The organism is Streptomyces sp. NPDC005004 (genome assembly GCF_053600675.1).
In genome coordinates this window covers 218,053-243,992 of record NZ_JBSGAH010000006.1, presented here as the reverse complement: position 1 = coordinate 243,992, position 25,940 = coordinate 218,053, and the positions used below count along the sequence as shown (strand labels likewise).

Annotated in this window: 25 protein-coding genes; 18 read left to right on the top strand and 7 right to left on the bottom strand. The window is 72.5% G+C overall.

Annotated elements, in window-relative coordinates; genetic code table 11:
* Positions 1-233: 233 nt before the first annotated feature.
* Positions 234-2,006: an acetyl/propionyl/methylcrotonyl-CoA carboxylase subunit alpha gene (locus ACWEEU_RS10790; protein ID WP_385741930.1), complete on the top strand. Its 1,773-nt coding sequence runs from the start codon at positions 234-236 to the stop codon at positions 2,004-2,006.
* Between the two features lie 360 nt (positions 2,007-2,366).
* Here the strand turns inward: ACWEEU_RS10790 and ACWEEU_RS10785 are convergent, their stop codons facing one another.
* Both ACWEEU_RS10785 and ACWEEU_RS10780 read right to left on the bottom strand, forming a co-directional pair.
* Entirely contained in the window at positions 2,367-3,293 is a 927-nt protein-coding gene (locus ACWEEU_RS10785) for a DeoR/GlpR family DNA-binding transcription regulator (RefSeq protein WP_385741932.1), read from the bottom strand.
* A 185-nt stretch (positions 3,294-3,478) separates the two neighbouring features.
* A complete protein-coding gene (locus ACWEEU_RS10780) occupies positions 3,479-4,927 on the bottom strand; it encodes an NAD(P)H-quinone dehydrogenase (RefSeq protein ID WP_385741934.1) in 1,449 nt (482 codons plus the stop codon).
* A gap of 723 nt (positions 4,928-5,650) precedes the next feature.
* Between ACWEEU_RS10780 and ACWEEU_RS10775 the strand changes: the two genes are divergently transcribed.
* The 5 genes from ACWEEU_RS10775 (at position 5,651) to ACWEEU_RS10755 (ending at position 10,358) form a co-directional block, all read left to right on the top strand.
* Positions 5,651-6,088, top strand: a complete 438-nt coding sequence (locus tag ACWEEU_RS10775; RefSeq protein WP_018544125.1) for a gamma-glutamylcyclotransferase — start codon at positions 5,651-5,653, stop codon at positions 6,086-6,088.
* Positions 6,089-6,234: 146 nt separating this feature from the next.
* Positions 6,235-7,047, top strand: coding sequence for a purine-nucleoside phosphorylase (locus tag ACWEEU_RS10770; RefSeq protein WP_385741936.1), 813 nt, complete (start codon positions 6,235-6,237; stop codon positions 7,045-7,047).
* 51 nt (positions 7,048-7,098) lie between these two features.
* The gene (locus ACWEEU_RS10765; RefSeq protein ID WP_451730843.1) at positions 7,099-8,730 is read left to right on the top strand and encodes a phospho-sugar mutase; all 1,632 of its coding nucleotides are present in this window, start codon (positions 7,099-7,101) and stop codon (positions 8,728-8,730) included.
* 108 nt (positions 8,731-8,838) lie between these two features.
* Positions 8,839-9,978: a phage baseplate protein gene (locus ACWEEU_RS10760; RefSeq protein WP_451730840.1), complete on the top strand. Its 1,140-nt coding sequence runs from the start codon at positions 8,839-8,841 to the stop codon at positions 9,976-9,978.
* A gap of 11 nt (positions 9,979-9,989) precedes the next feature.
* Positions 9,990-10,358, top strand: a complete 369-nt coding sequence (locus ACWEEU_RS10755; protein ID WP_451730837.1) for a hypothetical protein — start codon at positions 9,990-9,992, stop codon at positions 10,356-10,358.
* Positions 10,359-10,866: 508 nt separating this feature from the next.
* On the opposite strand, the gene ACWEEU_RS10750 is transcribed toward ACWEEU_RS10755, so the two are convergent.
* A complete protein-coding gene (locus tag ACWEEU_RS10750; RefSeq protein ID WP_385741943.1) occupies positions 10,867-11,538 on the bottom strand; it encodes a PH domain-containing protein in 672 nt (223 codons plus the stop codon).
* Positions 11,539-11,674: 136 nt separating this feature from the next.
* Between ACWEEU_RS10750 and deoC the strand changes: the two genes are divergently transcribed.
* From deoC to ACWEEU_RS10735, 3 genes are read left to right on the top strand one after another with little or no spacing between them, the layout of a single operon-like run.
* Positions 11,675-12,640: a deoxyribose-phosphate aldolase gene (deoC, locus tag ACWEEU_RS10745; protein ID WP_385741945.1), complete on the top strand. Its 966-nt coding sequence runs from the start codon at positions 11,675-11,677 to the stop codon at positions 12,638-12,640.
* A 5-nt stretch (positions 12,641-12,645) separates the two neighbouring features.
* Entirely contained in the window at positions 12,646-14,082 is a 1,437-nt protein-coding gene (locus tag ACWEEU_RS10740) for an aldehyde dehydrogenase family protein (RefSeq protein WP_385741947.1), read from the top strand.
* Positions 14,075-14,980 (top strand): aldehyde dehydrogenase family protein, encoded by a 906-nt coding sequence (locus ACWEEU_RS10735; protein ID WP_451730832.1) that lies wholly within the window; start codon positions 14,075-14,077, stop codon positions 14,978-14,980. The genes ACWEEU_RS10740 and ACWEEU_RS10735 overlap by 8 nt, the downstream gene beginning before the upstream one ends.
* A gap of 98 nt (positions 14,981-15,078) precedes the next feature.
* Here ACWEEU_RS10735 and ACWEEU_RS10730 read toward each other — a convergent pair whose 3' ends face one another.
* Positions 15,079-15,504 carry a hypothetical protein gene (locus tag ACWEEU_RS10730; RefSeq protein WP_199587859.1) on the bottom strand — a complete coding sequence of 142 codons (426 nt, stop codon included), beginning with the start codon at positions 15,502-15,504 and terminating at the stop codon, positions 15,079-15,081.
* A gap of 160 nt (positions 15,505-15,664) precedes the next feature.
* Between ACWEEU_RS10730 and ACWEEU_RS10725 the strand changes: the two genes are divergently transcribed.
* On the top strand, positions 15,665-16,267 hold the full coding sequence (locus ACWEEU_RS10725) for a uridine kinase family protein (protein WP_385747495.1): 603 nt from the start codon (positions 15,665-15,667) through the stop codon (positions 16,265-16,267).
* A 287-nt stretch (positions 16,268-16,554) separates the two neighbouring features.
* Here the strand turns inward: ACWEEU_RS10725 and ACWEEU_RS10720 are convergent, their stop codons facing one another.
* Entirely contained in the window at positions 16,555-17,340 is a 786-nt protein-coding gene (locus ACWEEU_RS10720) for a SigE family RNA polymerase sigma factor (RefSeq protein ID WP_385747446.1), read from the bottom strand.
* A 270-nt stretch (positions 17,341-17,610) separates the two neighbouring features.
* Here ACWEEU_RS10720 and afsQ1 point away from each other — a divergent pair, with 270 nt between their 5' ends.
* The 6 genes from afsQ1 (at position 17,611) to ACWEEU_RS10690 (ending at position 21,982) form a co-directional block, all read left to right on the top strand.
* Complete coding sequence (afsQ1, locus tag ACWEEU_RS10715) at positions 17,611-18,288, top strand: two-component system response regulator AfsQ1 (RefSeq protein ID WP_026248263.1); 678 nt, start codon at positions 17,611-17,613, stop codon at positions 18,286-18,288.
* Complete coding sequence (locus ACWEEU_RS10710; protein ID WP_451730827.1) at positions 18,285-19,916, top strand: ATP-binding protein; 1,632 nt, start codon at positions 18,285-18,287, stop codon at positions 19,914-19,916. The genes afsQ1 and ACWEEU_RS10710 overlap by 4 nt, the downstream gene beginning before the upstream one ends.
* The gene (locus ACWEEU_RS10705) at positions 19,913-20,524 is read left to right on the top strand and encodes a hypothetical protein (protein WP_451730824.1); all 612 of its coding nucleotides are present in this window, start codon (positions 19,913-19,915) and stop codon (positions 20,522-20,524) included. Before ACWEEU_RS10710 ends, ACWEEU_RS10705 begins: the two co-directional genes overlap by 4 nt.
* A 153-nt stretch (positions 20,525-20,677) precedes the next feature.
* On the top strand, positions 20,678-21,232 hold the full coding sequence (locus ACWEEU_RS10700) for a VanZ family protein (RefSeq protein ID WP_385747452.1): 555 nt from the start codon (positions 20,678-20,680) through the stop codon (positions 21,230-21,232).
* A gap of 160 nt (positions 21,233-21,392) precedes the next feature.
* Entirely contained in the window at positions 21,393-21,590 is a 198-nt protein-coding gene (locus tag ACWEEU_RS10695) for a hypothetical protein (RefSeq protein ID WP_451730821.1), read from the top strand.
* Between the two features lie 188 nt (positions 21,591-21,778).
* Positions 21,779-21,982: a PspC domain-containing protein gene (locus tag ACWEEU_RS10690; protein ID WP_161178708.1), complete on the top strand. Its 204-nt coding sequence runs from the start codon at positions 21,779-21,781 to the stop codon at positions 21,980-21,982.
* Between the two features lie 70 nt (positions 21,983-22,052).
* Here the strand turns inward: ACWEEU_RS10690 and ACWEEU_RS10685 are convergent, their stop codons facing one another.
* Positions 22,053-22,370 carry an ATP-binding protein gene (locus ACWEEU_RS10685; RefSeq protein ID WP_385747455.1) on the bottom strand — a complete coding sequence of 106 codons (318 nt, stop codon included), beginning with the start codon at positions 22,368-22,370 and terminating at the stop codon, positions 22,053-22,055.
* 466 nt (positions 22,371-22,836) lie between these two features.
* Between ACWEEU_RS10685 and ACWEEU_RS10680 the strand changes: the two genes are divergently transcribed.
* The gene (locus ACWEEU_RS10680) at positions 22,837-23,595 is read left to right on the top strand and encodes an alpha/beta hydrolase (RefSeq protein WP_451730817.1); all 759 of its coding nucleotides are present in this window, start codon (positions 22,837-22,839) and stop codon (positions 23,593-23,595) included.
* Between the two features lie 13 nt (positions 23,596-23,608).
* On the opposite strand, the gene ACWEEU_RS10675 is transcribed toward ACWEEU_RS10680, so the two are convergent.
* Complete coding sequence (locus tag ACWEEU_RS10675; protein WP_451730814.1) at positions 23,609-24,562, bottom strand: LysR family transcriptional regulator; 954 nt, start codon at positions 24,560-24,562, stop codon at positions 23,609-23,611.
* Between the two features lie 63 nt (positions 24,563-24,625).
* Between ACWEEU_RS10675 and ACWEEU_RS10670 the strand changes: the two genes are divergently transcribed.
* Positions 24,626-25,906 carry an MFS transporter gene (locus tag ACWEEU_RS10670; protein WP_451730811.1) on the top strand — a complete coding sequence of 427 codons (1,281 nt, stop codon included), beginning with the start codon at positions 24,626-24,628 and terminating at the stop codon, positions 25,904-25,906.
* The last annotated feature ends 34 nt before the right edge of the window (positions 25,907-25,940 follow it).

Here is a 25,940-nt window from a genome sequence, read left to right as displayed (position 1 = left end):
GACTCCACAAAGAAACCGCGTGGCCCGCAGCACGCTTTCACAGAGACCTTGGCCACATGGCAGGGCTAGGGTTTTCCGGTGGAGTCCTGCGTACCGAGGTGCGACATGGGCTTTCGCGGGACGAGTGAGCCTCGCATCACGCTCCGTGTGGGCAAGCTCACCATTGGGGACGGGTCGAAGTGCCGTGTCGGCAGTCCCTAAACTCGGCTTGTTTCAAGGAGGGAGCCTCAATCGTGCGCAAGGTGCTCATCGCCAACCGTGGCGAAATCGCTGTCCGCGTAGCCCGGGCCTGCCGGGACGCCGGGATCGCGAGCGTGGCCGTATACGCCGACCCGGACCGGGACGCTCTGCACGTCCGGGCCGCGGATGAGGCGTTCGCCCTGGGCGGTGACACTCCGGCCACCAGTTACCTGGACATCGAGAAGGTCCTGAACGCCGCCCGGGAGTCCGGCGCGGACGCCATCCACCCGGGCTACGGCTTCCTCTCGGAGAACGCCGAGTTCGCGCAGGCCGTGCTGGACGCGGGCCTGAACTGGATCGGCCCGCCGCCGCAGGCCATCCGGGACCTGGGTGACAAGGTCGCCGCGCGGCACATCGCGCAGCGCGCCGGTGCCCCGCTGGTCGCCGGCACGCCGGACCCGGTCTCCGGGGCCGACGAGGTCGTCGCCTTCGCCAAGGAGCACGGGCTGCCGATCGCGATCAAGGCCGCATTCGGTGGCGGCGGTCGCGGTCTGAAGGTCGCCCGCACGCTCGAGGAGGTGCCGGAGCTGTACGACTCGGCGGTCCGCGAGGCCGTCGCGGCCTTCGGCCGGGGTGAGTGCTTCGTGGAGCGCTACCTGGACCGTCCGCGGCACGTGGAGACCCAGTGCCTGGCCGACAAGCACGGCAACGTGGTCGTCGTCTCCACCCGTGACTGCTCGCTGCAGCGCCGCCACCAGAAGCTGGTGGAGGAGGCTCCGGCGCCGTTCCTCTCCGAGGAGCAGGTCGCGGAGCTGTACCGCGCGTCCAAGGCCATCCTGAAGGAGGCCGGGTACGAGGGCGCGGGCACCTGTGAGTTCCTGGTCGGCCAGGACGGCACGATCTCCTTCCTGGAGGTCAACACCCGGCTCCAGGTCGAGCACCCGGTGACCGAGGAGGTCGCGGGCATCGACCTGGTGCGCGAGATGTTCCGTATCGCCGACGGCGAGGAGCTGGGCTACGGCGACCCGGAGCTGCGCGGGCACTCCTTCGAGTTCCGCATCAACGGCGAGGACCCGGGCCGGGGCTTCCTGCCCGCCCCCGGTACGGTCACCCGCTTCGACGCGCCGTCCGGTCCCGGTGTCCGTCTGGACGCGGGCGTGGAGTCCGGCTCGGTCATCGGCCCGGCGTGGGACTCCCTGCTGGCCAAGCTGATCGTCACCGGCCGCACCCGCAAGGAGGCGCTGGAGCGGGCCGCGCGGGCGCTGGACGAGTTCCAGGTCGAGGGCATGGCCACGGCGATCCCCTTCCACCGTGTGGTCGTGCGCGACCCGGCGTTCGCGCCGGAGCTGACGGGCTCCTCGGAGCCCTTCAAGGTCCACACCCGCTGGATCGAGACCGAGTTCGTCAACGACATCAAGCCCTTCACCGCCGTCGCCGACACGGAGGCCGAGGAGGAACTGGGCCGCGAGACGGTCGTGGTCGAGGTCGGCGGCAAGCGCCTCGAGGTCTCCCTGCCGACCTCGCTCGGCATGTCCCTGGCCCGCACCGGCCTCGCCGCCGGCGCCAAGCCCAAGCGCCGCGCCGCCAAGAAGTCCGGCCCCGTCGCCTCCGGCGACACCCTCGCCTCCCCCATGCAGGGCACGATCGTCAAGATCGCGGTCGAGGAGGGCCAGGAGGTCAAGGAAGGCGACCTCGTCGTCGTCCTCGAAGCCATGAAGATGGAACAGCCCCTCAACGCCCACCGCTCCGGCACCATCAAGGGCCTGACGGCGGAAGTCGGCGCGTCCATCACGTCGGGCGCCCCGATCTGCGAGATCAAGGACTGAAGTCCCGGTCCTGCCCCCGCTGCACCACGGACGCCCGGCCTCGGCCGGGCGTCCCCCGTTTCAAGGACCGAATCGCCCTGACCTTCGTGGCGACAGGGAAATGCGACAGAGGCGAAGACGCCCCGAGGGGCGCGGGGAACCGCGCGAGCTACCGAAGACGGACTCGCACAGGCAAACGCGTCGCGAGCCGCCCTCAAGGGGCGCGAGGAACTGGGCGAAGGGCCGAGACGGCCCCGCACACGAAACTCGACACGAGCCACCCCCCAAGGAGCGCGGGGAACTGCGCGACAAGCCGCCACGCACCCGCACACACCCACGCACCGCACCCGGCAACACCCCCCGGCGCCGCATCGGCGAAGCCTACCGCCGCCGCAGATCAGCGACGCGCCCCTCGCCAAGCCCCGCCGCAGGCCGAAGCGCGGTCGGCGGGTGCCCTCGCCGCGGGCCGGGAAGACCCCGCTGGCGGGGAGGCGCCGCAGGCCCCGGCTCACCCCCCGGCGCCCCGTTCGCGCCGGCGACGGCGATCTGCACCCCCTGATCGGCGAGCGCCTGGAGTTCCGTGGCGGCGCGGTCGTCGTGCGGAGGCGGATCGTCGGTGACCAGGCGGGTGATCAGCTCGGTCGGAACCGTCTGGAACATGGTGTCGGTGCCGAGCTTGGTGTGGTCCGCGAGGACCACGACCTCGGCGGCCGCCTGGACGAGCGCCCGGTCGACGGAGGACGACAGCATGTTGGACGTGGACAGCCCGCGCTCGGCGGTCAGGCCGCTCCCGGAGAGGAACGCCTTGGAGACGCGCAGCCCTTGCAGGGACTGCTCGGCGCCGGAGCCGACGAGGGCGTAGTTGGACCCCCGCAGGGTGCCCCCGGTCATGACGACCTCCACCCGGTTGGCATGGGCCAACGCCTGTGCCACCAGCAGGGAGTTGGTGACCACGGTCAGCCCGGGCACCCGGGCCAGTCTGCGGGCCAGCTCCTGCGTGGTCGTACCGGCGCCGACCACGATGGCCTCGCCCTCTTCGACGAGCCCCGCCGCGAGATCGGCGATGGCCGTCTTCTCGGCGGTCGCGAGATGGGACTTCTGCGGGAAGCCGGACTCTCGCGTGAACCCGCCCGGCAACACCGCACCGCCGTGCCGGCGGTCGAGGAGTCCTTCTGCCTCCAGCGCGCGCACGTCCCGCCGTACGGTCACTTCGGAGGTCTGGACGACGCGGGCGAGTTCACGGAGCGACACGGCCCCGTTCGCTCGCACCATTTCGAGGATCAATTGACGACGTTCTGCAGCGAACACGAAACTGACAGTAACCCCAACGACCGTCTGCTTTCAGCAGTTTGCGCCGAATAGCAGAAGTTGTTCGCAACGTGGGGCCCGAGGTGGTATAGGAACCGCCGTACACCGTCGTGCCGCCGGAAACACGAGAACTCCCCGCGCCCGGCGGGGAGTCCGTGTTCAGCGGCGGATGCGGAAAAGCCCTCTCAGCCCTCCGCGCCCGCCTTCCGCGTGTGCAACTGCCGCGCGACCTCGGCGATCGAGCCCGACAGGGACGGGTAGACCGTGAACGCCTTCGCGATCTGTTCGACCGTCAGGTTGTTGTCCACGGCGATCGAGATGGGGTGGATGAGTTCCGAGGCGCGCGGCGCGACGACCACCCCGCCGACGACGATCCCCGTGCCCGGACGGCAGAAGATCTTGACGAAGCCGTCCCGGATGCCCTGCATCTTGGCGCGCGGGTTGCGCACCAGCGGCAGCTTCACCACACGCGCGTCGATCTTGCCCGCGTCCACGTCGGCCTGGGTGTAGCCGACGGTGGCGATCTCGGGGTCGGTGAAGACGTTCGAGGAGACCGTCTTGAGGTTCAGCGGGGCCACCGAGTCGCCGAGGAAGTGGTACATCGCGATACGGCCCTGCATCGCGGCCACCGAGGCGAGCGCGAAGACACCGGTGACGTCACCGGCGGCGTACACGCCGGGCGCGGTCGTACGGGAGACCCGGTCGGTCCAGACGTGACCGGACTCGCGCAGCTTGACCCCGGCCTCCTCCAGGCCGAGCCCGGCGCTGTTGGGGATCGCGCCGACGGCCATCAGACAGTGCGTACCGGTGATCACGCGGCCGTCGGCGAGCGTGACCTCGACCCGGTCGCCGACCCGCTTGGCGGACTGGGCGCGGGAGCGGGCCATGACGTTCATGCCCCGGCGGCGGAAGACGTCCTCCAGGACGGCGGCGGCGTCCGGGTCCTCACCGGGCAGCACGCGGTCGCGGGAGGAGACCAGGGTGACCTTGGAGCCGAGCGCCTGGTACGCGCCGGCGAACTCGGCGCCGGTGACGCCGGAGCCGACCACGATCAGCTCTTCGGGCAGCTCGTCGAGGTCGTAGACCTGGGTCCAGTTCAGGATGCGCTCGCCGTCGGGCTGCGCGTCGGGCACCTCGCGCGGGTGGCCGCCGGTCGCGATGAGGACGGCGTCGGCGGTGAGGGTCTCCTCGGAGCCGTCGGCGGCGGTGACGACGACCTTGCGGGAACCGTCGAGCGCCTGCATACCCTCCAGGCGGCCCCGGCCGCGCATGACGCGGGCACCGGCGCGGGTGACGGAGGCGGTGATGTCGTGCGACTGCGCGAGCGCGAGCCGCTTCACCCGGCGGTTGACCTTGCCGAGGTCCACGCCGACCACGCGGGCCGCCTGCTCGATGTGCGGGGTGTCGTCGGCGACGATGATGCCCAGCTCCTCGTACGAGGAGTCGAACGTGGTCATCACCTCCGCCGTGGCGATGAGCGTCTTCGACGGGACGCAGTCGGTCAGCACCGACGCCCCGCCCAGACCGTCGCAGTCGACGACGGTCACCTCCGCGCCGAGCTGCGCCGCCGTCAGCGCCGCCTCGTACCCGCCGGGTCCACCACCGATGATCACGATCCGAGTCACGTACCCCATTGTCCCGCACGAGCGTCTCCGGCGGTTCGCCGGGGGCGGGCAGTCTCCGACGGTTCGGCGGCGACGACCCCCCGGCGTCCCCGTACGTCCCCGGGGGGACGCGCACCCGGACGCTCCGAACAGCGCGAAAGCCGCACGTCACGTCTCCGACGGTTCCGCGGGGGCACGGGCCTTCCCCCGACGATTCGGGGAGACGGCCCCCGGCGGACCTGCGGCGGCGCACACCGCACTTCCGACGATCCGGCAGGGGCTGGAGGCCCCGGCTCCCGACCGATCGGCAGGGGCGCGCGTCCGGCTTCCCGGTCCGGGCAGGGGCGCGCCGGGACTTATCGGGCAGCTCAGAAGGCCGTCACCGGTCTCCGACGGTCCGGCAGGCGCGGGCCACCGGCCCCACAGCGGAACGACAGGGGCACGCGCCCGCCTTCCCCCGACCCAGCAGGGCACGCGCCCGAATGTCGGGGCAGCCCGGAAGGCGGCAGCACCGGGTCTCCCGGGGGCTCGGAGTCCCGGTGCTCGGCTGGGCCGGCACCGAGTCCGAGTGCTCCCGCCGGTGGCGGGGGCGCGCGCCGAGGGCGTCTCAGCGGCCGGGAAGAAACGCGCCCCCAGCCGTCCCGCCCGCCTGGAAGGGCACACGCCGGGTCTCCCAGGCACCGGGGAGCGGCGCTCACCCGCGGGCGCCTTCCGCTTCGGAGGCCCCGCTTCCCCCTGCCGTACCCTCTGTCCATGTCGCTCTACGCCGCCTACGCCGGCAACCTCGACGCGCGGCTGATGTCGCGCCGCGCCCCGCACTCCCCGCTGCGGGCGACCGGCTGGCTGAACGGCTGGCGGCTGACCTTCGGCGGCGAGCAGCTCGGCTGGGAGGGCGCACTCGCGACGCTGGTCGAGGAGCCCGGGGCACAGGTCTTCGTCGGGCTGTACGACCTCGCACCGATGGACGAGGACTCGCTGGACCGCTGGGAGGGCGTCGGCCTCGGCGTCTACCGCCGCCTGAAGGTGCGCGTGCACACCCTGGACGGCGAGGAACCCGCCTGGGTGTACGTGCTCAACGGCTACGAGGGCGGTCTCCCCTCCGCCCGCTACCTGGGCGAGATCGCGGACGCCGCCGAGTCCGCGGGCGCCCCGCACGACTACGTGATGGAACTGCGCAAGCGGCCCTGCTGAACCCCGTCCCGAGCCGCCCCACGAAGGGCTGTCCGCCCCTTCGCCACCGGTTTGCCCGTCGTGTTCGGGATTCTTCCTGACAACGATCTCATTCCCGTGGGCTACGTCATCTACGCGCGTAGGCGAAGACCGGCTACCCTCGTGCCGTGAACGCATCTCTCCTTCCGGACGACCCCCACGCCGCCGCCGACGCCGCCGCCGCGCGGCTGCGCGAACTCACGGGTGCCGAGACCCACGACGTCGCCCTCGTGATGGGCTCCGGGTGGGCCCCGGCCGTGGACGCCCTGGGCGCTCCCGACGCCGAGTTCGCGGTGACCGAGCTGCCCGGCTTCCCGCCGCCCGCCGTCGAGGGCCACGGCGGCAAGATCCGCTCGTACACCTTCGGCGCCAAGCGCGCGCTGGTGTTCCTCGGCCGCACGCACTACTACGAGGGCCGTGGCGTCGCCGCCGTGGCGCACGGTGTGCGCACCGCCGTCGCCGCGGGCTGCAAGACCATCGTGCTGACCAACGGCTGCGGCGGCCTGCGCGAGGGCATGCGCCCCGGCCAGCCGGTGCTGATCAGCGACCACCTGAACCTGACGGCCACCTCCCCGATCGTCGGCGCCAACTTCGTCGACCTCACGGACCTGTACTCGCCGCGCCTGCGCGCCCTGTGCAAGGAGATCGACCCCTCCCTGGAGGAGGGCGTCTACGCGCAGTTCCCCGGCCCGCACTACGAGACCCCGGCCGAGATCCGCATGGCCCGTGCCATCGGCGCCGATCTGGTCGGCATGTCCACGGTCCTGGAGGCCATCGCCGCGCGCGAGGCGGGCGCCGAGGTGCTCGGCATCTCCCTGGTCACCAACCTCGCCGCCGGCATGACCGGCGAGCCGCTGAACCACGAGGAGGTCCTCCAGGCGGGCCGCGACTCGGCGGCGCACATGGGCGAGCTGCTGGGACAGGTGCTGAACCGGCTGTAGTACCGGCGGCAGCGGACAGATCGAGAGAGAGGTTCACCCGAGGTGCAGGACGTGCAGGACGAACTCATCGCGCGGGCCCGGACGTGGCTGGCCGAGGACCCCGACCCCGAGACCCGCGCGGAGCTGAGCGCGCTCCTCGACGCCGGGGACACCGCCGAGCTGGCCGCCCGCTTCGGCGGCACGCTCCAGTTCGGCACGGCTGGGCTGCGCGGCGAGCTGGGCGCGGGGCCGATGCGGATGAACCGCGCGGTCGTGATCCGCGCCGCCGCCGGTCTCGCCGCGTATCTCAGGACCAAGGGGCAGACCGGCGGCCTGGTCGTCGTCGGCTACGACGCCCGGCACAAGTCGGCCGACTTCGCGCGGGACACCGCCGCCGTGATCACCGGTGCCGGGCTGCGCGCGGCGGTACTGCCCCGTCCGCTGCCCACGCCCGTCCTCGCCTACGCCATACGGCATCTCGGCGCGGTCGCGGGCGTGGAGGTCACCGCGAGCCACAACCCGCCCCGGGACAACGGCTACAAGGTGTACCTCGGCGACGGCTCCCAGATCGTCCCGCCCGCCGACGCGGAGATCGCGGCGGAGATCGACGCGGTCGCGGCCCTCGCCGACGTACCGCGCCCGGAGTCCGGCTGGGAGATCCTCGGCGACGAGGTCCTGGACGCGTATCTGGCCCGTACGGACGCGGTGCTCGCGAAGGACTCGGCGCGCACGGCCCGTACCGTCTACACGGCGATGCACGGCGTCGGCAAGGACGTGCTGCTCGCGGCGTTCGCGCGGGCGGGCTTCCCGGAGCCGGTGCTGGTGGCCGAACAGGCCGAGCCCGACCCGGACTTCCCGACCGTGGCCTTCCCCAACCCGGAGGAGCCCGGCGCGATGGACCTCGCCTTCGCGGCGGCCCGCGCGTCCTCGCCCGACCTCGTCATCGCCAACGACCCCGACGCCGACCGGTGCGCGGTGGCCGTGCGCGACGGCGGCGACTGGCGGATGCTGCGCGGCGACGAGGTGGGCGCGCTGCTCGCCGAGCACCTGGTGCGCCGGGGCGCGCGGGGCGTGTTCGCGGAGTCCATCGTCTCGTCCTCGCTGCTCGGCCGGATCGCGGAGCGGGCCGGTGTCCCCTACGAGGAGACCCTGACGGGCTTCAAGTGGATCGCCCGCGTGGAGGGTCTGCGCTTCGGGTACGAGGAGGCGCTCGGCTACTGCGTCGACCCGGAGGGCGTGCGCGACAAGGACGGCATCACGGCCGCGCTGCTGATCACCGAGCTGGCGTCGGAGCTGAAGGAGGAGGGCCGGTCCCTGACCGACCTGCTGGACGACATCGCGGTGACGTACGGCCTGCACGCCACCGACCAGCTCTCGGTCCGGGTGGAGGACCTGTCCCTCATCGCGGACGCGATGCGCCGCCTGCGCGAGCAGCCGCCGACGCGGCTCGCGGGCCTGGCGGTCACCTCGGCGGAGGACCTCACCCGGGGCACGGCCACCCTCCCGCCCACCGACGGCCTGCGCTACGCCCTCGACGGCGCCCGCGTCATCGTCCGCCCCAGCGGCACCGAGCCCAAGCTCAAGTGCTACCTGGAGGTCGTCCTCCCGGTCGCCACCCACGCCGACCTCCCGTCGGCGCGGGCGAAGGCGACGGAACTCCTGACGGCGATCAAGCAGGACCTGTCAGAGGCGGCGGGGATCTGATCCCCTCAGTACGGCATCGAGGGCCCGTCTCCGTGGGGAGGCGGGCCCTCGTCAACTACCCGGCACATGCGACGGGTTGTGACAGCCCCGCCCGCTACAGTCCCCGGCATGACCATGAACATGACCCGCCGTAACCTCATGCGCGGCGGTACCGGCCTGGCCGTGGGCGCCGCCGCCGCGCTGACGCTGCCCGCTCAGGACGCGGCCGCCGAGCCCGTCGCGAATCCCGCGAGCGTTCCGGGCGGGACGGCGCTGATCGACGTCGCCGCCGGGTCCACCCGCTGGCTCGCGGGCGTCGGCAACCAGGACAGCTCCACCACGCTCCAGGGCATCGCCTTCGACTCGGTCAACGGCCACCTGTACACGCTGCAGATCGCGGGCGCGAGCCAGGTCGCCTACCTCCGCTCGGGCAGTCAGGCAGCCATCACCCCGTCGATCGGCGGCGACGACCACGCGGAGTCGGGCGACCTCTGTCTGACCCGCCACGACCTGTCCACGGGCGCGGTCACCGGCTACATGTATCTGCTGGGCTTCGGCCACGGTGTCTCGCTCGGCGTGGAACCGGCGAAGAGCGGCTCCCCGGCGTACGTCTGGACCGAGGCGGGGGCGGGGCAGAGCGGCTACGGGCAGGAGTTCGTCCGCTTCCCCTTCGCGAGCCAGACGGTGCTGTGGACCAGCCACCCGGCCGTGCAGCGCTTCGGCTCGCCGGACCCGGCGGCCACCTCCATGACCCCCTCGGTGGACGTGGACCACGACATCCTGCTGATCCGCTACGCGCTGGGCTCGGCACACTGGTTCGCGGCGTACGACCTCTCCGCGACCATCGCCACCGCGAACACCTCGACGCTGCCCGCCCCGCTGGCCCGCATACAGCAGCCGCCGCTGTACAAGTACACCGCCGACGGCACCCCGGACACGAACACGCCCGCGACCTTCCAGGGCTTCACCTCGTACGGCCAGTACGTCTACATGCTCGACGGCGACCCGCGCACCGGCACGCCCTCCGGCACCCTGACCGGCACGGACAAGTGGGCGGTCCACACCACGTCCTTCGACCTCAACGGCACCCAGAACAACCCCGCCACCGGCTACATCGCCAGCACCCACTCCGAGGCCGACGCCGCCGCCGACCCCCGCGAACCGGAAGGCATGGCCGTCTACACCGGCTCCGGCTCCCCCCGCCTGAGCTTCGGCATCACGAACAACGCGGGGAGCAACCGGCAGTTCGACCTCTACTACAAGGTCTGAGGAGGCGGCGCGTGGGCGTCTACGTGTCGGTGAGAGGCTGGCTGGAGTGCGACGAGTCGCAGCTCAGGGCGGTTCAGGAGATCGTCGCCGCCCACGACGACGGCCACCACTACACGAGCGGATGGGGCGTACCCCGTCGGCACGTCAACTGGACCCACTACGTCTTCTTCGGCGCCGACATCCGGGAGTCGGCCCTGGACTGGTTCACCGGGCAGATCGAGGAGATCGCCCGGATCCCGGCGTCCGACGACGACGGAGACCTCGTCCAGGGTCTGTTCCTCGTCAGCCACGAGGTCGACGGCATGAGCGAGTGGCAGGTGCGGGACGGGCGGCTCTTCATCGCCCCGGCGGACGCGAGGTACCGGTACCTCGACGCCTAGAGGGTGTCTCCCCGGTCCTCGTGGAGCAGTCCGCGGGGAGCGCCCGGCAGGAGACCGGGCGAGCCGCAGGCCCGCGAAGATCGGGGGGAGGCACCTCCTGGCAGCACGGGAAGCCACCGGGGGCGACCCGGTCTGCCCCCGCCCCCGCTCGCTCGGAAGCGTCCCAGCAGCTCGCGTGCCGAGGCGCTCTCCGCGTCGAAGCCGTGGATGCCCGTATGGGCGGCGGGGACGACCGGGCCCCAGAGGCGGACGCCGTGGCAGTCGTAACGGAGGGCCAGCCGGTACAGGGGGCCGTCGGGGCCGTGGGCGCACAGGCCCCAGCCCGGGGCGAAGCAACGGCGGAGGTCGCCGGGCGGCAGGGCGTGGATCAGGTCGAGCGCGCCGGCGTCCTCCCAGAGGGCGACGAGGTCACCGGTGAGGTCGTCGGCGCGGAACCGGCCCGGGGGGGGTGATGCGGACGACCGCGACCAGCCGGTCCGGCCGGGGGCCGGGAGCCGCGCCGGGGGCGTCAGCCCGTCGCCAGCAGGACCGCCAGCGCGATCGCGCCCACCAGCGCGGGAACCAGGATCTCGTAGGCCCAGCGGACCGTGACCTCGCCCTTGGCGACGTCCGCGTGTCCCTCATGGAGCTCGCGGAGGTCGTCCATGATCTTGTCGGTCGCGGCACGGGTCGGCTCGTCCGAGTCGCCGGCGCGCGGCGCGGTGAAGACGGAGGGCAGCCCGCCGGAGCGGGAAGGGGTGACACCGGCGGCTTCCATCTGCAGCCGGGCCTGCTGGCGGTTGGCGCGCTTGCGGGCACGCAGGGATACCGGGATGGCCCAGAGCTGGTACTTGGTGCCGTCGTCGGTGAAGACCTCGTTGGAGTAGCCGGAGCGCAGCCCGGAGACCTGCCCCCAGGGCAGGGTGATCACGCGGAAGGGGTTGCGGACCCGCAGCCGCCGCTCGTTCACGAACACGGCGGGCCGCAGCGTGAAGGCGATCACGAACGGGAGCACCAGGACCATCCCGGCGAGGGCGAGCCAGGGGGTGCGCCCGTCGCCGTGGACCAGCGCGTCGATGCCCAGCCAGCCGACGATCGCGCACAGCAGGAGACCGCCGCCGATGCCCATCGTCGAACGGTGCGCCCAGTCCTCGTGGGCGGGCGCCGGGGGCGCGGTCGGCTGCTGCTGCGGGCTCGTCATGGCCCCGATTGTGCACGACATGTCCGCCTCGCCCGCGGCCGGTGCCGAAACCGGCGCCCAACCGTGATCTGCGCCGGTCCCTTTACGTCCCGCTCCGGGGGTATACAGCCGCTACGCGCGTAGATATGCTCGTCTGGTGACCATGCCCACCACATCCTCCCCCGCGACAGCTTTCGCCGACGTCACCGCGTCCGACAGCACGCTGCGCCGCTTCCTCCACGGGCTGCCCGGCGTCGACGCGGTCGGCCTGGAGGCGCGCGCCGCCGCCCTCGGCACCCGATCCATCAAGACCACCGCGAAGGCGTACGCCATCGACCTCGCCATCTCGATGGTCGACCTGACGACGCTGGAAGGCGCGGACACCCCCGGCAAGGTCCGGGCGCTCGGCGCCAAGGCGGTCCATCCGGACCCGACGGACCGGACGACTCCGACGACCGCCGCCGTCTGCGTCTATCCCGACATGGTGGCCGTCGCCAAGGAGGCCGTCGCCGGTTCCGGCGTCAAGGTCGCCTCGGTCGCCACCGCCTTCCCGGCCGGCCGCGCCGCGCTCGCCGTGAAGCTGGCCGACGTGCGCGACGCCGTCGCGGCGGGCGCCGACGAGATCGACATGGTCATCGACCGGGGCGCGTTCCTCGCGGGTGACTACCTGAAGGTCCACGACGAGATCACCGCCGTGAAGGAGGCCTGCGGGACGAGCGCCCGGCTGAAGGTCATCTTCGAGACCGGCGAGCTGTCCACGTACGACAACATCCGCCGCGCGAGCTGGCTCGGCATGATGGCGGGCGCGGACTTCATCAAGACCTCCACCGGCAAGGTGGCCGTCAACGCCACCCCCGCCAACACCCTGCTCATGCTGGAGGCGGTGCGCGACTTCCGCGCCCAGACCGGCGTGCAGGTCGGTGTGAAGCCCGCGGGCGGCATCCGCACCACCAAGGACGCCGTCAAGTTCCTGGTCCTGGTCAACGAGACCGCGGGCGAGGACTGGCTGGACAACCACTGGTTCCGCTTCGGCGCCTCCTCGCTCCTGAACGACCTGCTGATGCAGCGTCAGAAGCTGGCCACCGGCCGCTACTCCGGCCCCGACTACGTGACGGTGGACTGATCACCATGGCATCCGCATTCGAGTACGCACCGGCGCCCGAGTCCCGCTCGGTCGTCGACATCGCCCCCTCCTACGGCCTGTTCATCGACGGCGAGTTCACCGAGGCGGCCGACGGCAAGGTCTTCAAGACCGTCTCCCCGTCCACCGAGGAGGTCCTCTCCGAGGTCGCGCAGGCCGGCGAGGCCGACGTGGACCGCGCGGTGAAGGCCGCCCGCAAGGCGTTCGCTAAGTGGTCGGCGCTGCCCGGCTCCGAGCGCGCCAAGTACCTGTTCCGCATCGCCCGGATCGTCCAGGAGCGCAGCCGCGAGCTGGCCGTCCTGGAGACGCTGGACAACGGCAAGCCGATCAAGGAGACCCGCGACGCGGACCTCCCGCTGGTCGCCGCGCACTTCTTCTACTACGCGGGCTGGGCCGACAAGCTCGACCACGCGGGCTTCGGCGCGAACCCGCGTCCGCTGGGCGTCGCGGGCCAGGTCATCCCCTGGAACTTCCCCCTCCTGATGCTGGCGTGGAAGATCGCCCCCGCGCTCGCCGCGGGCAACACGGTCGTCCTCAAGCCCGCCGAGACCACCCCGCTGTCCGCCCTGTTCTTCGCGGACATCTGCCGCCAGGCGGGCCTGCCCAAGGGTGTCGTCAACATCCTTCCCGGCTACGGCGACGCGGGCGCGGCGCTCGTCGCGCACCCAGACGTGAACAAGGTCGCCTTCACCGGCTCGACGGCCGTCGGCAAGCAGATCGCCCGCACGGTCGCGGGCACGGACAAGAAGCTCACGCTGGAGCTGGGCGGCAAGGGCGCCAACATCGTCTTCGACGACGCCCCGATCGACCAGGCCGTCGAGGGCATCGTCACCGGCATCTTCTTCAACCAGGGCCAGGTCTGCTGCGCGGGCTCGCGTCTGCTGGTCCAGGAGTCGATCCAGGACGAGCTGCTCGACGCTCTCAAGCGCCGTCTGTCCACGCTGCGCCTCGGCGACCCGCTGGACAAGAACACCGACATCGGCGCGATCAACTCCGCCGAGCAGCTGGCCCGGATCACCGCGCTGGCGGAGAAGGGCGAGGCGGAGGGCGCCGAGCGCTGGTCCCCGGCCTGCGAACTCCCCTCCTCCGGCTACTGGTTCGCCCCGACGCTCTTCACGAACGTCACCCAGGCGCACACCATCGCCCGCGACGAGATCTTCGGCCCCGTCCTGTCGGTGCTGACCTTCCGCACGCCGGACGAGGCGGTCGCCAAGGCCAACAACACGCAGTACGGCCTCTCGGCGGGCATCTGGACCGAGAAGGGCTCCCGCATCCTGGCCGTGGCGAACAAGCTGCGCGCCGGGGTCGTCTGGTCCAACACGTTCAACAAGTTCGACCCGACCTCGCCGTTCGGCGGTTACAAGGAGTCGGGCTTCGGCCGCGAGGGCGGCCGCCACGGCCTGGAGGCGTACCTCGATGTCTGAGAAGACCGAAAAGACCGAGCCCCGGCTGTCGGTCTTCAAGACCTACAAGCTGTACGTCGGCGGGAAGTTCCCGCGTTCCGAGAGCGGCCGGGTGTACGAGGTGACCGACTCCAAGAACAACTGGCTGGCGAACGCACCGCAGTCGAGCCGCAAGGACGCCCGTGACGCGGTCGTCGCCGCGCGCAAGGCGTTCGGCGGCTGGTCCGGCGCGACCGCTTACAACCGCGGTCAGGTCCTCTACCGCGTCGCGGAGATGCTGGAGGGCCGCAAGGACCAGTTCGTCCGCGAGGTCGCCGAGGCCGAGGGCCTGTCGAAGGCGAAGGCGGCGGCGGTCGTGGACGCGGCCATCGACCGCTGGGTCTGGTACGCGGGCTGGACCGACAAGATCGCCCAGGTCGTCGGCGGCGCCAACCCGGTCGCGGGCCCGTACTTCAACCTCTCCTCCCCCGAGCCGACCGGTGTCGTCGCCGTACTGGCCCCGCAGGACTCCTCGTTCCTCGGCCTGGTCTCGGTGATCGCCCCGGTGATCGCGACGGGCAACACGGCGGTGGTGATCGCGAGCGAGAAGTCCCCGCTCCCCGCCCTCTCGCTCGGCGAGGTGCTGGCCACCTCCGACGTGCCCGGCGGTGTCGTCAACATCCTGTCCGGCAGGACGGCGGAGATCGCCGCGCCCCTCGCCGCGCACCAGGACGTCAACGCGATCGACCTCGCGGGCGCCGACGCCGAGCTGGCCAAGGACCTGGAGATCGCGGCGGCGGACAACCTCAAGCGCGTCCTACGTCCACAGCCTGTGGACTACACCGCGACCCCGGGCATCGACCGGATGACGGCGTTCCTGGAGACGAAGACGGTCTGGCACCCCACCGGGGCGCTGGGCGCGGCGGGTTCGTCGTACTGACCCCCGCCCCGCCTCCGTACGTTCCATGGGCGCGCGAGCCGCGTCGCCCCCGTCCACGAAGGCGGGGGCGGCGCGGCTCGCCCGCGTAGGGGGTCAGGTCAGCTCTGCGGGGTGCCCGCGCCGAGGAGGCCGAGGACCTGGCCGACGACCGGCATGTGCCCGAAGGACCGCGCCTCGGCGATGGGCGCGGTCAGGGCCTGGGAGGTGAGCGGCTTGAAGTCGGCGAGCTGGGTGCCCACTCCGTTGTTCAGCGGGTCGACGCCGGTGCCCGCGAGGGGGTTGGGCTTGAGACCGGCGATCGGGCCCGTGGCGTAGCCGAGGGTGGTGGTGAGGGCGGACAGGCCCGCCTGGGGGTCCACCTTGCCGAGGGAGGTCGGGCGGGAGGGGAGGTCCACGAGGGGCGCGGACGCGTCGGCGTGGGCCGTCGCCGCGCCCGCGCCGAGGGCCGCTCCGGCCGTCGCGAGGGCGATCAGGGCGCGCCGGGCCGGGTTCCGGGGGGACCGGGGTGCGGAGTGTCGGGCCATCGCTGGTGCCACCTTCGGGTGCGCGGGGTAATGCGGTCGACACGTAGGGTAGTTGAGGTGTGACGCACGTTCCAAAGCCGACCCGCGTGGTCGGCAACGGGGCCGCCATGCGTCAAACTGGTGTTCCGTGAGCATCCATCCCCCGTTCCCCGCCCGTGTGGTGCTGCTGTGCGGCCCTTCGGGTTCGGGCAAGTCACTCGTCGCCGCCCTCTCCGGGCTGCCCGTCCTGCGCCTCGACGACTTCTACAAGGAGGGCGACGACCCGACGCTGCCGCTGGTGGACGGGAGTGCGGACATCGACTGGGACCACCCGCTGTCCTGGGACGCGGACGTGGCCGTCGCGGCCATCACCCGCCTGTGCGCGACGGGTTCGACGCCGGTGCCGGTGTACGACATCTCGCGCAGCGCCCGTACCGGCGAGGACACCCTGGACATCGGCCGTACGCCGCTGTTCGTCGCCGAGGGGATCTTCGCGGCGGAGATCGTGGAGCGCTGCCGTGAACTGGGTCTGCTGGCGGACGCGCTGTGTCTGACCCGGGGTCCGCTCACCACGTTCCGGCGCCGTTTCCTGCGCGACCTGAAGGAGGGCCGCAAGTCGGTGCCGTTCCTGCTGCGGCGCGGCTGGCGCCTGATGCGCACCGAGCGCACGATCGTGACCCGTCAGGTCTCACTGGGCGCCCACCCGTGCGGCCGCGACGAGGCGCTGAGCCGTCTCGCGGCGGCGGGGGCGGAGCCGGAGACGGCCCAGGAGGCGGCGGCCTAGCCTCTCCGCGCCCGGCCCGCCTGACGCACCACGGGCCCGCATGACAAAGGGGCGGGACTGGTGGCCCCCCGGCCCTCCAGTCCCGCCCCTCCGTTCCGTGCTCCCCCGTGTTTCCCCGTTCCCCCGTGGGTCCCCCGTGTCGTGCCCGGTGGGACCGCCCCCCAGCGGTCCCCCGGTTCCCCCCGTTTCCCCTTGCCCCCTCGGGCCTCGCCCCAGGGCTTCTCCCCCATCGCCCCGGGGCTTTCCCCGTCGGCCCGCCGAACCTCCGGCGGAGCCTACGGAAACTCTCAGGCGACCAGTTCGCCGAACGCGCTCTCCTCGTCGCGGCCGAGGCTCAGCACCTCGTCGTCGCGCAGCCGGCGCAGCGAGCGCCAGATGCTGGACTTCACCGTGCCGACGCTGATGCCGAGTATGTCGGCGATCTCGGGGTCGGTACGGCCCTCGTAGTAGCGCAGGACCAGCATCGTGCGCTGGAGTTCGGGCAGCCGGGCCAGCGCCTGCCACAGGACCGCGCGCAGCTCGGTGCCGCGCATCGCGTCCGTACCGGCGGGCGTCTCCGGCAGTTCCTCGGTCGGGTACTCGTTCAGCTTGCGGCGGCGCCACGCGCTGATGTGCAGGTTGGTCATGGTGCGGCGGAGGTAACCGCCGACCGCGGCCTTGTCGCTGATGCGGTCCCAGGCCCGGTAGGTCGAGAACAGCGCGCTCTGCAGCAGGTCCTCGGCCTCGAACCGGTCACCGGTGAGGTGATAGGCGGTCGCGTACAGGGAGGCGCGGCGCTCCTGGACGTAGGCGGTGAACTCCGCCTCCGTCAGGGAGCGTCGCTCCCCCTGCTCCTCCCCGTACGCGCCCGTCCCGTACGCCTCCCCCTGGCGTGCGTCGACCACCGTCATGTACCCGGTGTGCTGACGCCCGGTGCCGCGCGCGCACCCCCGTACGCTCCCGGGCTCCCGGCCGCGTTCCAGCAGCGCGGTGCCCGTGCCGGCACCGGACTTCCCCGAGTTCTCGATCCCCCGGTGCACGTCGTGCAGACGTGTGACCACTGCGCTGGTGCTCATGCCGTGCGGCGTGTTCATCTCGCGCTCCCCGTCGTGGACTTTCCGGTGTTCGGGCTGTTCGGTGCTGTTTCCCCCGTGCCGAAAAGCTTGCCGAACGACCTTCATGGCCGTGTCCGCCGACTGTCACAGACCTGTCACAGGGACCCCGCCGGGCGGGTCGTTCCCGGCTGTCGGGTAATCCGGGTGGCAGAGCCATATGCCCTCTGACCTCGCCGGACCCGCCTGCCGCCGTAGTGCGCGGTGCGGCACGGGTCGTACGGGAGCCGGTGCATGGGCCAGAATGAGCCCGTGCCTTCCCTGTTGCTGATCGAGGACGACGACGCCATCCGTACGGCCCTGGAACTCTCCCTGACGCGCCAGGGGCACCGGGTCGCCACCGCCGCCAGCGGCGAGGACGGTCTGAAGCTGCTGCGCGAACAGCGGCCGGACCTGATCGTGCTGGACGTGATGCTGCCCGGCATCGACGGGTTCGAGGTGTGCCGGCGCATCCGCCGCACCGACCAGTTGCCGATCATCCTGCTGACCGCGCGCAGCGACGACATCGACGTGGTGGTCGGTTTGGAGTCCGGCGCCGACGACTACGTGGTGAAACCGGTGCAGGGCCGCGTCCTCGACGCCCGTATCCGCGCCGTGCTGCGGCGCGGGGAGCGCGAGTCCAGCGACTCCGCCACCTTCGGCAACGTGGTCATCGACCGCTCGGCGATGACCGTCACGAAGAACGGCGAGGACCTCCAGCTCACCCCGACCGAGCTGCGGCTGCTGCTCGAACTGAGCCGCAGGCCCGGACAGGCGCTGTCCCGGCAGCAGTTGCTGCGGCTGGTGTGGGAGCACGACTACCTGGGCGACTCGCGCCTGGTGGACGCGTGCGTGCAGCGGCTGCGGGCCAAGGTGGAGGACGTGCCGTCCTCCCCGACCCTGATCCGCACGGTCCGTGGTGTCGGCTACCGCCTGGACGCGCCTCAGTGAACGAACGAGGGGGACTCGGCCGCTGGCTGGCCGAGCGGGGGAGAAAGCCGGCCGGGCTGCGCTTCACGAGCCTCAGGCTGCGTCTTGTGCTGGTCTTCGGTCTTGTCGCGCTGACCGCCGCGGTGTCCGCGTCGGGTATCGCCTACTGGCTCAACCGCGAGGCGGTGCTCACCCGCGCCCAGGACGCGGTACTGCGCGACTTCCGCCTGGAGATGCAGAACCGCGCGGGCGCGCTGCCCACGCATCCCACCCAGGACGAACTCCAGATCGCTGCCGGGCAGATGGCGGGCAGCAGCCAGCGCTTCAGCGTGCTGCTCGTCGCCCAGGACGCCGACCGCCGCACGGTGTACGGCAGTTCGGAGGGGCTGAACGGCTTCTCGCTGAAGGACGTGCCCGCCTCACTGTCGGCGGCCGTCAACAAGCAGCAGAAGGCGAGCGGTTCGGGCGAGGCGCCGTACCACCTGTACTGGCAGCGGGTCACCGAGCACGGCACGCCGTATCTGATCGCGGGCACCAAGGTGATCGGCGGCGGTGCGACCGGCTACATGGCCAAGTCCCTCGAACCGGAGGCCAAGGACCTCAACTCCCTCGCCTGGTCGCTCGGTATCGCCACCGGACTCGCGCTGATCGGCTCCGCACTGCTCGCGCAGGCCGCCGCCACGACCGTGCTGAAGCCGGTGCACCGGCTCGGGGTGGCCGCGCGAAGGCTCGGCGAGGGGCACCTCGACACCCGGCTGCGGGTCTCCGGCACGGACGAACTCGCGGACTTGTCACGGACGTTCAACAACGCGGCCGCCGCGCTGGAGAAGCGGGTCGCGGACATGGCCGCGCGCGACGAGGCGTCCCGGCGCTTCGTGGCCGACATGTCGCACGAGCTGCGCACCCCGCTGACCGCGATCACCGCCGTCACCGAAGTCCTCGAAGAAGAGCTGGAGTTCGAGGGCGGAGGCATAGACCCGATGATCGAGCCCGCGGTACGGCTCGTGGTCAGCGAGACCCGGCGCCTGAACGACCTCGTGGAGAACCTGATGGAGGTCACCCGCTTCGACGCGGGCACCGCCCGTCTGGTCCTCGACGACGTCGACATCGCCGACCAGATCACCGCCTGCATCGACGCCCGCGCCTGGCTCGACGCGGTCGACCTGGACGCCGAGCGCGGCATCCACTCCCGGCTCGACCCGCGCCGCCTCGACGTCATCCTCGCCAACCTCATCGGCAACGCCCTCAAGCACGGCGGCTCCCCGGTGCGCGTCTCGGTGCGCATCGACGGGGACGACCTGGTCATCGCGGTGCGCGACCACGGCCCCGGCATCCCCGAGGACGTCCTCCCGCACGTCTTCGACCGCTTCTACAAGGCCAGCGCCTCCCGCCCCCGCTCCGAGGGCAGCGGCCTGGGTCTGTCCATCGCGCTGGAGAACGCCCACATCCACGGCGGCGAGATCAGCGCCGCCAACTCCCCCGAGGGCGGCGCGGTGTTCACGCTGCGACTGCCACGGGACGCCTCGGCGCTGACCGAGGAGGAGGGCGAGGACGGCAAGGACGACAAGGGCGGCGGCGCCGTCGGGGACGGCCCTGCGGGCGGCGGTTCCGGCGCTTCCGGCGCTTCCGGCGGGGAGGGGCGCGGATGAGGGCGCGTACGCTGCGGCCGCTCCTGGCGCTGCCCCTGCTCGGCGCGCTGCTGACGGGGTGCGGCATCCGGCCCACCGAGGTGCCGACCGACTTCGGACGGGCGCCCTCGCGCGTGCCCTGCTCGCTCACCGGCTCCGGTCTGCCGGACGAGTCCGCGCACGGCGTGCCCGTCCAGGTGTTCCTGCTGTGCGAGTCGTCGCTGGTCGCGGTGGACCGTACGGTGCGGGTGCCGGAGGGCACCCCGGACGCGCGGCGCCGGATCATCGTCGCCAAGGGCCTGCTCGACCAGCTCGCCGCCGCGCCCTCCGCCGGGGAACGCGCGGCGGGGTACGCGACCCGGGTGCCGGGCGGTCTCGGCGTGTCCGGGCCGGGCCACGACGACCCCGAGGACGCGCTCCGGCTGAGCACCGCGCCCTCCCGGCTCTCCGCCTACGCCCTCGCCCAGGTCGTGTGCACCCTCTCCGACTCCACGGCCACCGAGGAGGACGGCGCGGTGGTCCTCGGCGGCCCCGGCACCGGCGGCCTGCGCCGCTACGAGTGCACCGACGACGTCCGCGACCGGCCGGGCCGCACGGACCCGCCGTCCAGCGCGGTGGACCGGGGCTGAGCCGGGGCGCCGCCCCTGGGGTGGCGCGCGGTGCCGCGGTGCGCACCCCTTCGGCGCGCGGCAGCGGGCCACAGGGAGGTGTGGCGTACGCCTCACGAGGGCGTGCGTGGTGCGTGCGGAACCGACCGGGCGGGATGGCGCGTCTTGGGAGGCGTGCAGCGTCAAGGCTCCATCGGCGGCAATGCCGTGATCCGCATCCGTGTGACAGGGGGCGTCCTCCTCGTCGCGCACCTCGCCCTCGTCGCCTGGCTGACGCTGCGTCCGCTGGACGTGCCCTGGGTGCGGCCCGCCAATCTGCGCCCGCTCGCCGGGGTCCGCGCCGACCTGGCGCTGGGCTGGCCCGACGCGACCGCCCGCATCGGCGCCGGTCTGGCGCTGCTGGCCCCGCTGGGCTTCCTGCTGCCGATGGCCGACGGCAGGCTCACCGTCTCCCTGCTCGGCTCCCTGTTCCGCACGGCCGCCGCGGGCGCCCTGATCTCGCTGGGGATCGTGCTCGTGCAGACGGGGGTACCGGGGCGGGTCGCGGACGTGGACGCGCTGCTGCTGAACACCGCCGGGGTGGTCCTCGTCCATCTGGCGCTCGTCCCGGCGGGCCGGTCCTGGCTGCGGCGGCGGGCACGGAACGGGAAGCGGGGAGCGGTCGCGGTTCCGGGGGAGGCGCCCCAGGGCCGTACCCCGACGATTCCCCGGGTCGGCATCGTGCCGTAGGGGCTTCGCCCGTGAGGGGTGCCGGTGTCCGTCCGTCGCTCCCGTGTTCGTCGCCCGCGCGGAGGCGGGAACCCACCGCCGGCGACAGGCTCGTCCGTACGGCACGGCCGACGACGACGGTCCGTGCGGCACACCCCCACGAGTCGGCGAAGGCAGCGCCATGACCACCGCCTGGTTCGTCACCGGCGCCTCCTCGGGTTTCGGCCGGCTGCTCACCGGGCGCCTGTCGGCGCGGGGCGACCGGCACAGCGCCGGGGCCGGGGCGCCGCCTGGGGCGCCGGCCGTCGCCGTGCTGCGGGATCCGCTTCCCGCCGAGGGGACGAGCGACGACGTCGCGCCGGTGGCCGTACGCCGGTGACCGAGGCGCTCTCCGGGGTCGTCTCAGGGGCGGACCCCGACGAATTCCAGGGTCGCCGTCGCCCCTTGGAGTGATGAATTCTCCCCCTTTGCCCTCGTACCGTGGAATCACAGAACGGGGGCGGCGCATCGGCCGCCGACCGGCCAACGGCCCGCCCGCGGGCCGACGATGACGACGGAGGAACAGCCATGACCGCCCTTGCCCGCCCCACCGACGGCCGCATGATCGGCGGAGTGTGCGCAGCGCTGGCGCGCCGCTTCGGCACCTCGGCGACGACGATGCGGGTGATCTTCCTGCTGTCCTGTCTGCTGCCCGGCCCGCAGTTCCTGCTCTACATAGCCCTGTGGATCCTGCTGCCCTCCGAGGACAAGGCACGCCCGGCCACCTGGTGAGCACATGCGCGAGCCGCCGACGCGTCCCGGACGGATCCGGGCGCGACGACGGCTCGCGAGTGCCTCGGGGTCAGCCGAGGGGAATGCCGTTGACCGGCAGACCGTGGGTGGGCAGACCCTTGAGCGGCAGACCGCCGAGCAGCCCGGCGACCGGCGCCGCCGGCCCCTGGGCGACGACCTTCTGAACGGCCGGCTGCGCGGCGGCGAGCCCGCTGCCGACGGCACCCTGGCCCTGGGTGAGGGCCCCGGTGGCGCCCGGGAGCGTCTTGGTGACGGAGTCCAGGCCCTGCGGAGCGGCCGGTGCCGCGTTGGCGGCGCCCGCCCCGACGGCGGCGATGGCGGCACCGAGCGCGGCGACACCGAGGGTCTTGACGGCAGACTGCTTCATGGTGAATGGCGTCCTTGGAATGCGAGAAACGGGGATCTCATTCGATGAGCGGTCCCCGACCGTAAACGCGCCGAACCGTCCCCCGCAAACCCCGAAATGCGGACGACCTGTGAATGCGCGTCCGTATCACCGCCCCCAACACCCCATCTCCCGTCCGCCCGTTCGAGAGATAACCCCTGATGGGCGCCCCGCCCATGAACAGACATTCGCCCTTCTCTCCCTCGCATCCTCATTCGAGGGCGTCATTCCGTGCCCCACTCCGTTCATCGAAAGGAATGAACCCTGTTTTCATCGCATTGACGGAGAAGCGGCTCCGGTAAACCGCACATCCAACCGAACTCCCCACCGCCGTACGCCTTCACACCCGCCGCCCTGCCCGCCCCACGTCGGGCACACGTTCGGTCGATACCCAACGGTGACCGCCACGAAGGGTTTGGTTCACTGCCGCTTCTGACACTGTTCTGGCATGGGACAGCAAGCGGCGCCGGTCCGAACGGCCAGGCTGGGGAAGGCGGTCGGCTCCGGGCCGGGCGCGGTGAGTGGGGCGGTGCTGCTGCTCGCCGGGGGAACGGAGGTGTCGGAACAGCGGCCGTTTCCCTTCTCCACGGGGCTGGTTCGCGCGCTGGGGCGGCGGCTCGCCCGGACGGGGCGGACCGAGGGGCTCGCCGTGCATCCGGTGCACTACCGGTACCGGGGCTGGAACGGCACCGAGGCGCACCTCGCGGCGGACGCCACGTGGGCGGCCGACGAGACGGTTCGGCTCTACGGCGACGTGCCCGTGTGCCTGGTGGGGCTGCACATGGGCGGGCGGGCCGCGCTGCGCGCCGGAGGCCACGAGGCGGTCAACTCCGTGGTGGCACTGGCGCCTTGGCTGCCCGAGGAGGACGTGGCGAGGCCGGCCGAGCCGGTGAAGCAGTTGGTGGGGCGCCGGGTGCTGATCGCGCACGGCACCAACGACGAGCGGTCCGATCCGGAGCTGTCCTTCCGTCTCGCGGCCCGCGCAAAGAAGGTGAACCGGGACGTGTGCCGGTTCGAAGTGCACTCGGACGGTCACGGCTTGCATCAGTACCGGGACGAAGTGGTCGCCCTCACCGAGGACTTCGTCCTGGGCGCCCTCTTCGGGCACGCGGTGTCCCGTCCGGTGGAGGACGCCCTCGCGGCACCGCCGCCGATAGGGCTGCGGATGCCGCTGGCGTCCGGCTTCGGCCGCTCGCTGCGCAAGTAGGGCCACCGGTCGATCAGTTGGGCAACAGGCTGCCTCGCCGGGAGAGGAGGAACTTCTTGAAGGCGGCCACCGGCGGGGTGTCCGGGCGGTCGGCCAGCCAGGCGACGCCGATCTCGCGGACCGCGCGCGGGGCCGTCACGGTCAGCTCGACCACGCCGGGCCTCGGCACGGTGGGCGGGGGCAGCAGGGCGACCCCGAGTCCGGCCGCGACCAGGCCGCGCAGGGTCTCGGTCTCCTCGCCCTCGAAGGCGACCCTCGGCCGGAACCCCGCCTCGCTGCACAGATCGTCGGTGATGCGGCGCAGCCCGTAGCCGGGTTCCAGGGTCACGAAGGTCTCCTCTGCGGCCTCCGCGAGCCGGATGCGGCGGCGCCCGGCGAGGTGGTGGTCGGCCGGTACGACCAGCCGCAGCTTCTGCTCGTCCAGGCGGCGGGCGACCAGGTCCGGAGCGTCCGGCACCGGCGAGGTCAGGCACAGGTCGAGCTCGCCCGCGCGCAGCCGCTCCAGCATGGCCTCACCGTAGTTCTGCACCAGGCTGAAGCGGATGCGGGGATGGTCGGCGCGGAAGGCATGGAGCAGCCCGGGCACGGTCTCCGGGCCCATGGTGTGCAGGAAGCCGAAGGCGACCTTGCCGGTGGCGGGGTCGGCGTCGGCGCGGACCTCCTCGGCGGCGCGTTCGACCTCGGCGAGGGCGCGCTCGACGGAGGCGAGGAAGGTGTGACCGGCGGGGGTGAGGGAGACGGTGCGGCCGTGCCGGGCGAACAGGCCCACGCCGAGGTCCTGCTCCAGGCGGACCATCGCGCGAGACAGGGTGGACTGGGGGACGTTCATCTCCCGCGCGGCCCGGGTGACGTGCTCGGTGCGGGCCACCCCGGCGAAGTAGGCGAGGCGGGGCGCGAGCAGCATCGCCATGTCTTCTGTGTCACCGGTCGGTGACAGGCGCGGCTGCGACCTGTGCTGATGCTCCATGGGAACGATTATGGCGATTCCATGCATTGGACGGATCAGCGGGAGCGTACGTAGCGTCGAGGTATGTCTCCCGCCAGTACCGGGGCGTCCATCCGCGTGGACGCCGGCCAGCCCGTCCCCTCTCCCCAAGCCGCAGCGGCAGTCGACTCGCGCATGACGCCCGGCGGTCCCGGCTACCGCCGGATGAGCCTCGCCCTCTTCCTCGCCGGGGTCGCGACCTTCGCGCTGCTCTACTCCACCCAGGCCCTGCTCCCGCTGATCTCCGCCGACCTCGGGGTCGCGGCCGGCGAGGCGAGCTGGACCGTGGCCGCCGCGACCGGCGGGCTCGCGCTGTTCGTGCTGCCGATGAGCGCGCTGTCCGAGCGCTTCGGGCGCCGTACGGTCATGACGGTCTCGCTGGCGGTCGCGGTGAGCGTGGGCATGTTGGTGCCGTTCGCGCCGTCCATCGGCGCGCTGGTCGCGCTGCGCGCGGTGCAGGGCGCGGCACTGGCCGGGCTGCCCGCCTCCGCGACGGCGTATCTGGCCGAGGAGGTCCGCCCGAAGGCGCTGGTCACGGCGATCGGCCTGTTCGTGGCGGGCAACAGCGTGGGCGGCATGAGCGGCCGGGTGATCACGGGCTGGGTCGCGCAGGAGTGGGGCTGGCGGACGGCCGTCGGCGTGATCGGCCTGGTGGCGGTCGGATGCGCGGTGGCGTTCCGGCTGCTGCTGCCGGCGCCTCGGCACTTCCGGGCCGGCTCGCTGCGCCCGCGCGTGCTGGCCGGTACGGTCCGCGACCACCTCTCGAACCCGCTGCTGCGGCGCCTGTACGCGATCGGCGCGCTGTTCATGACGGTGTTCGGCGGGGTGTACACGGTGATCGGCTACCGCCTGACGGAGGCGCCGTTCTCGCTGCCGCAGGGCATCATCGGCTCGATCTTCCTGGTGTACCTGGTCGGCACGGTATCCGCGTCCACCTCGGGCCGTCTGGTGGGCCGCCTCGGGCGCCGGGGCGCGCTGTACACGGCGGCCGGGACCACCGCGGCGGGTCTGCTGCTCTCCCTCGCCCCGTCGGTGCCGCTGGTGCTGCTCGGTCTGGTGCTGATCACGGCGGGGTTCTTCGCGGGCCACGCGGTGGCGTCCTCCGCCGTGGGGCGTACGGCGGCGCACGGGCGGGCGCAGGCGTCGGCGCTGTACCAGTCGGCGTACTACATCGGCTCCAGCGTGGGCAGCACGGTCGGCGCGCTGGCGTTCCACTCCGACGGCTGGGCGGGCACGGTCTGCGTGGGGCTCCTCGCGGTGCTGGGCGTCGTCACGATCACCCTGCTGGGCACGCGGGCGGCGCGGCGGGAGGCGGTTCCCGCCTAGCCGGACGCGTGACGGTTCCCGCCCGGTCCGAGCC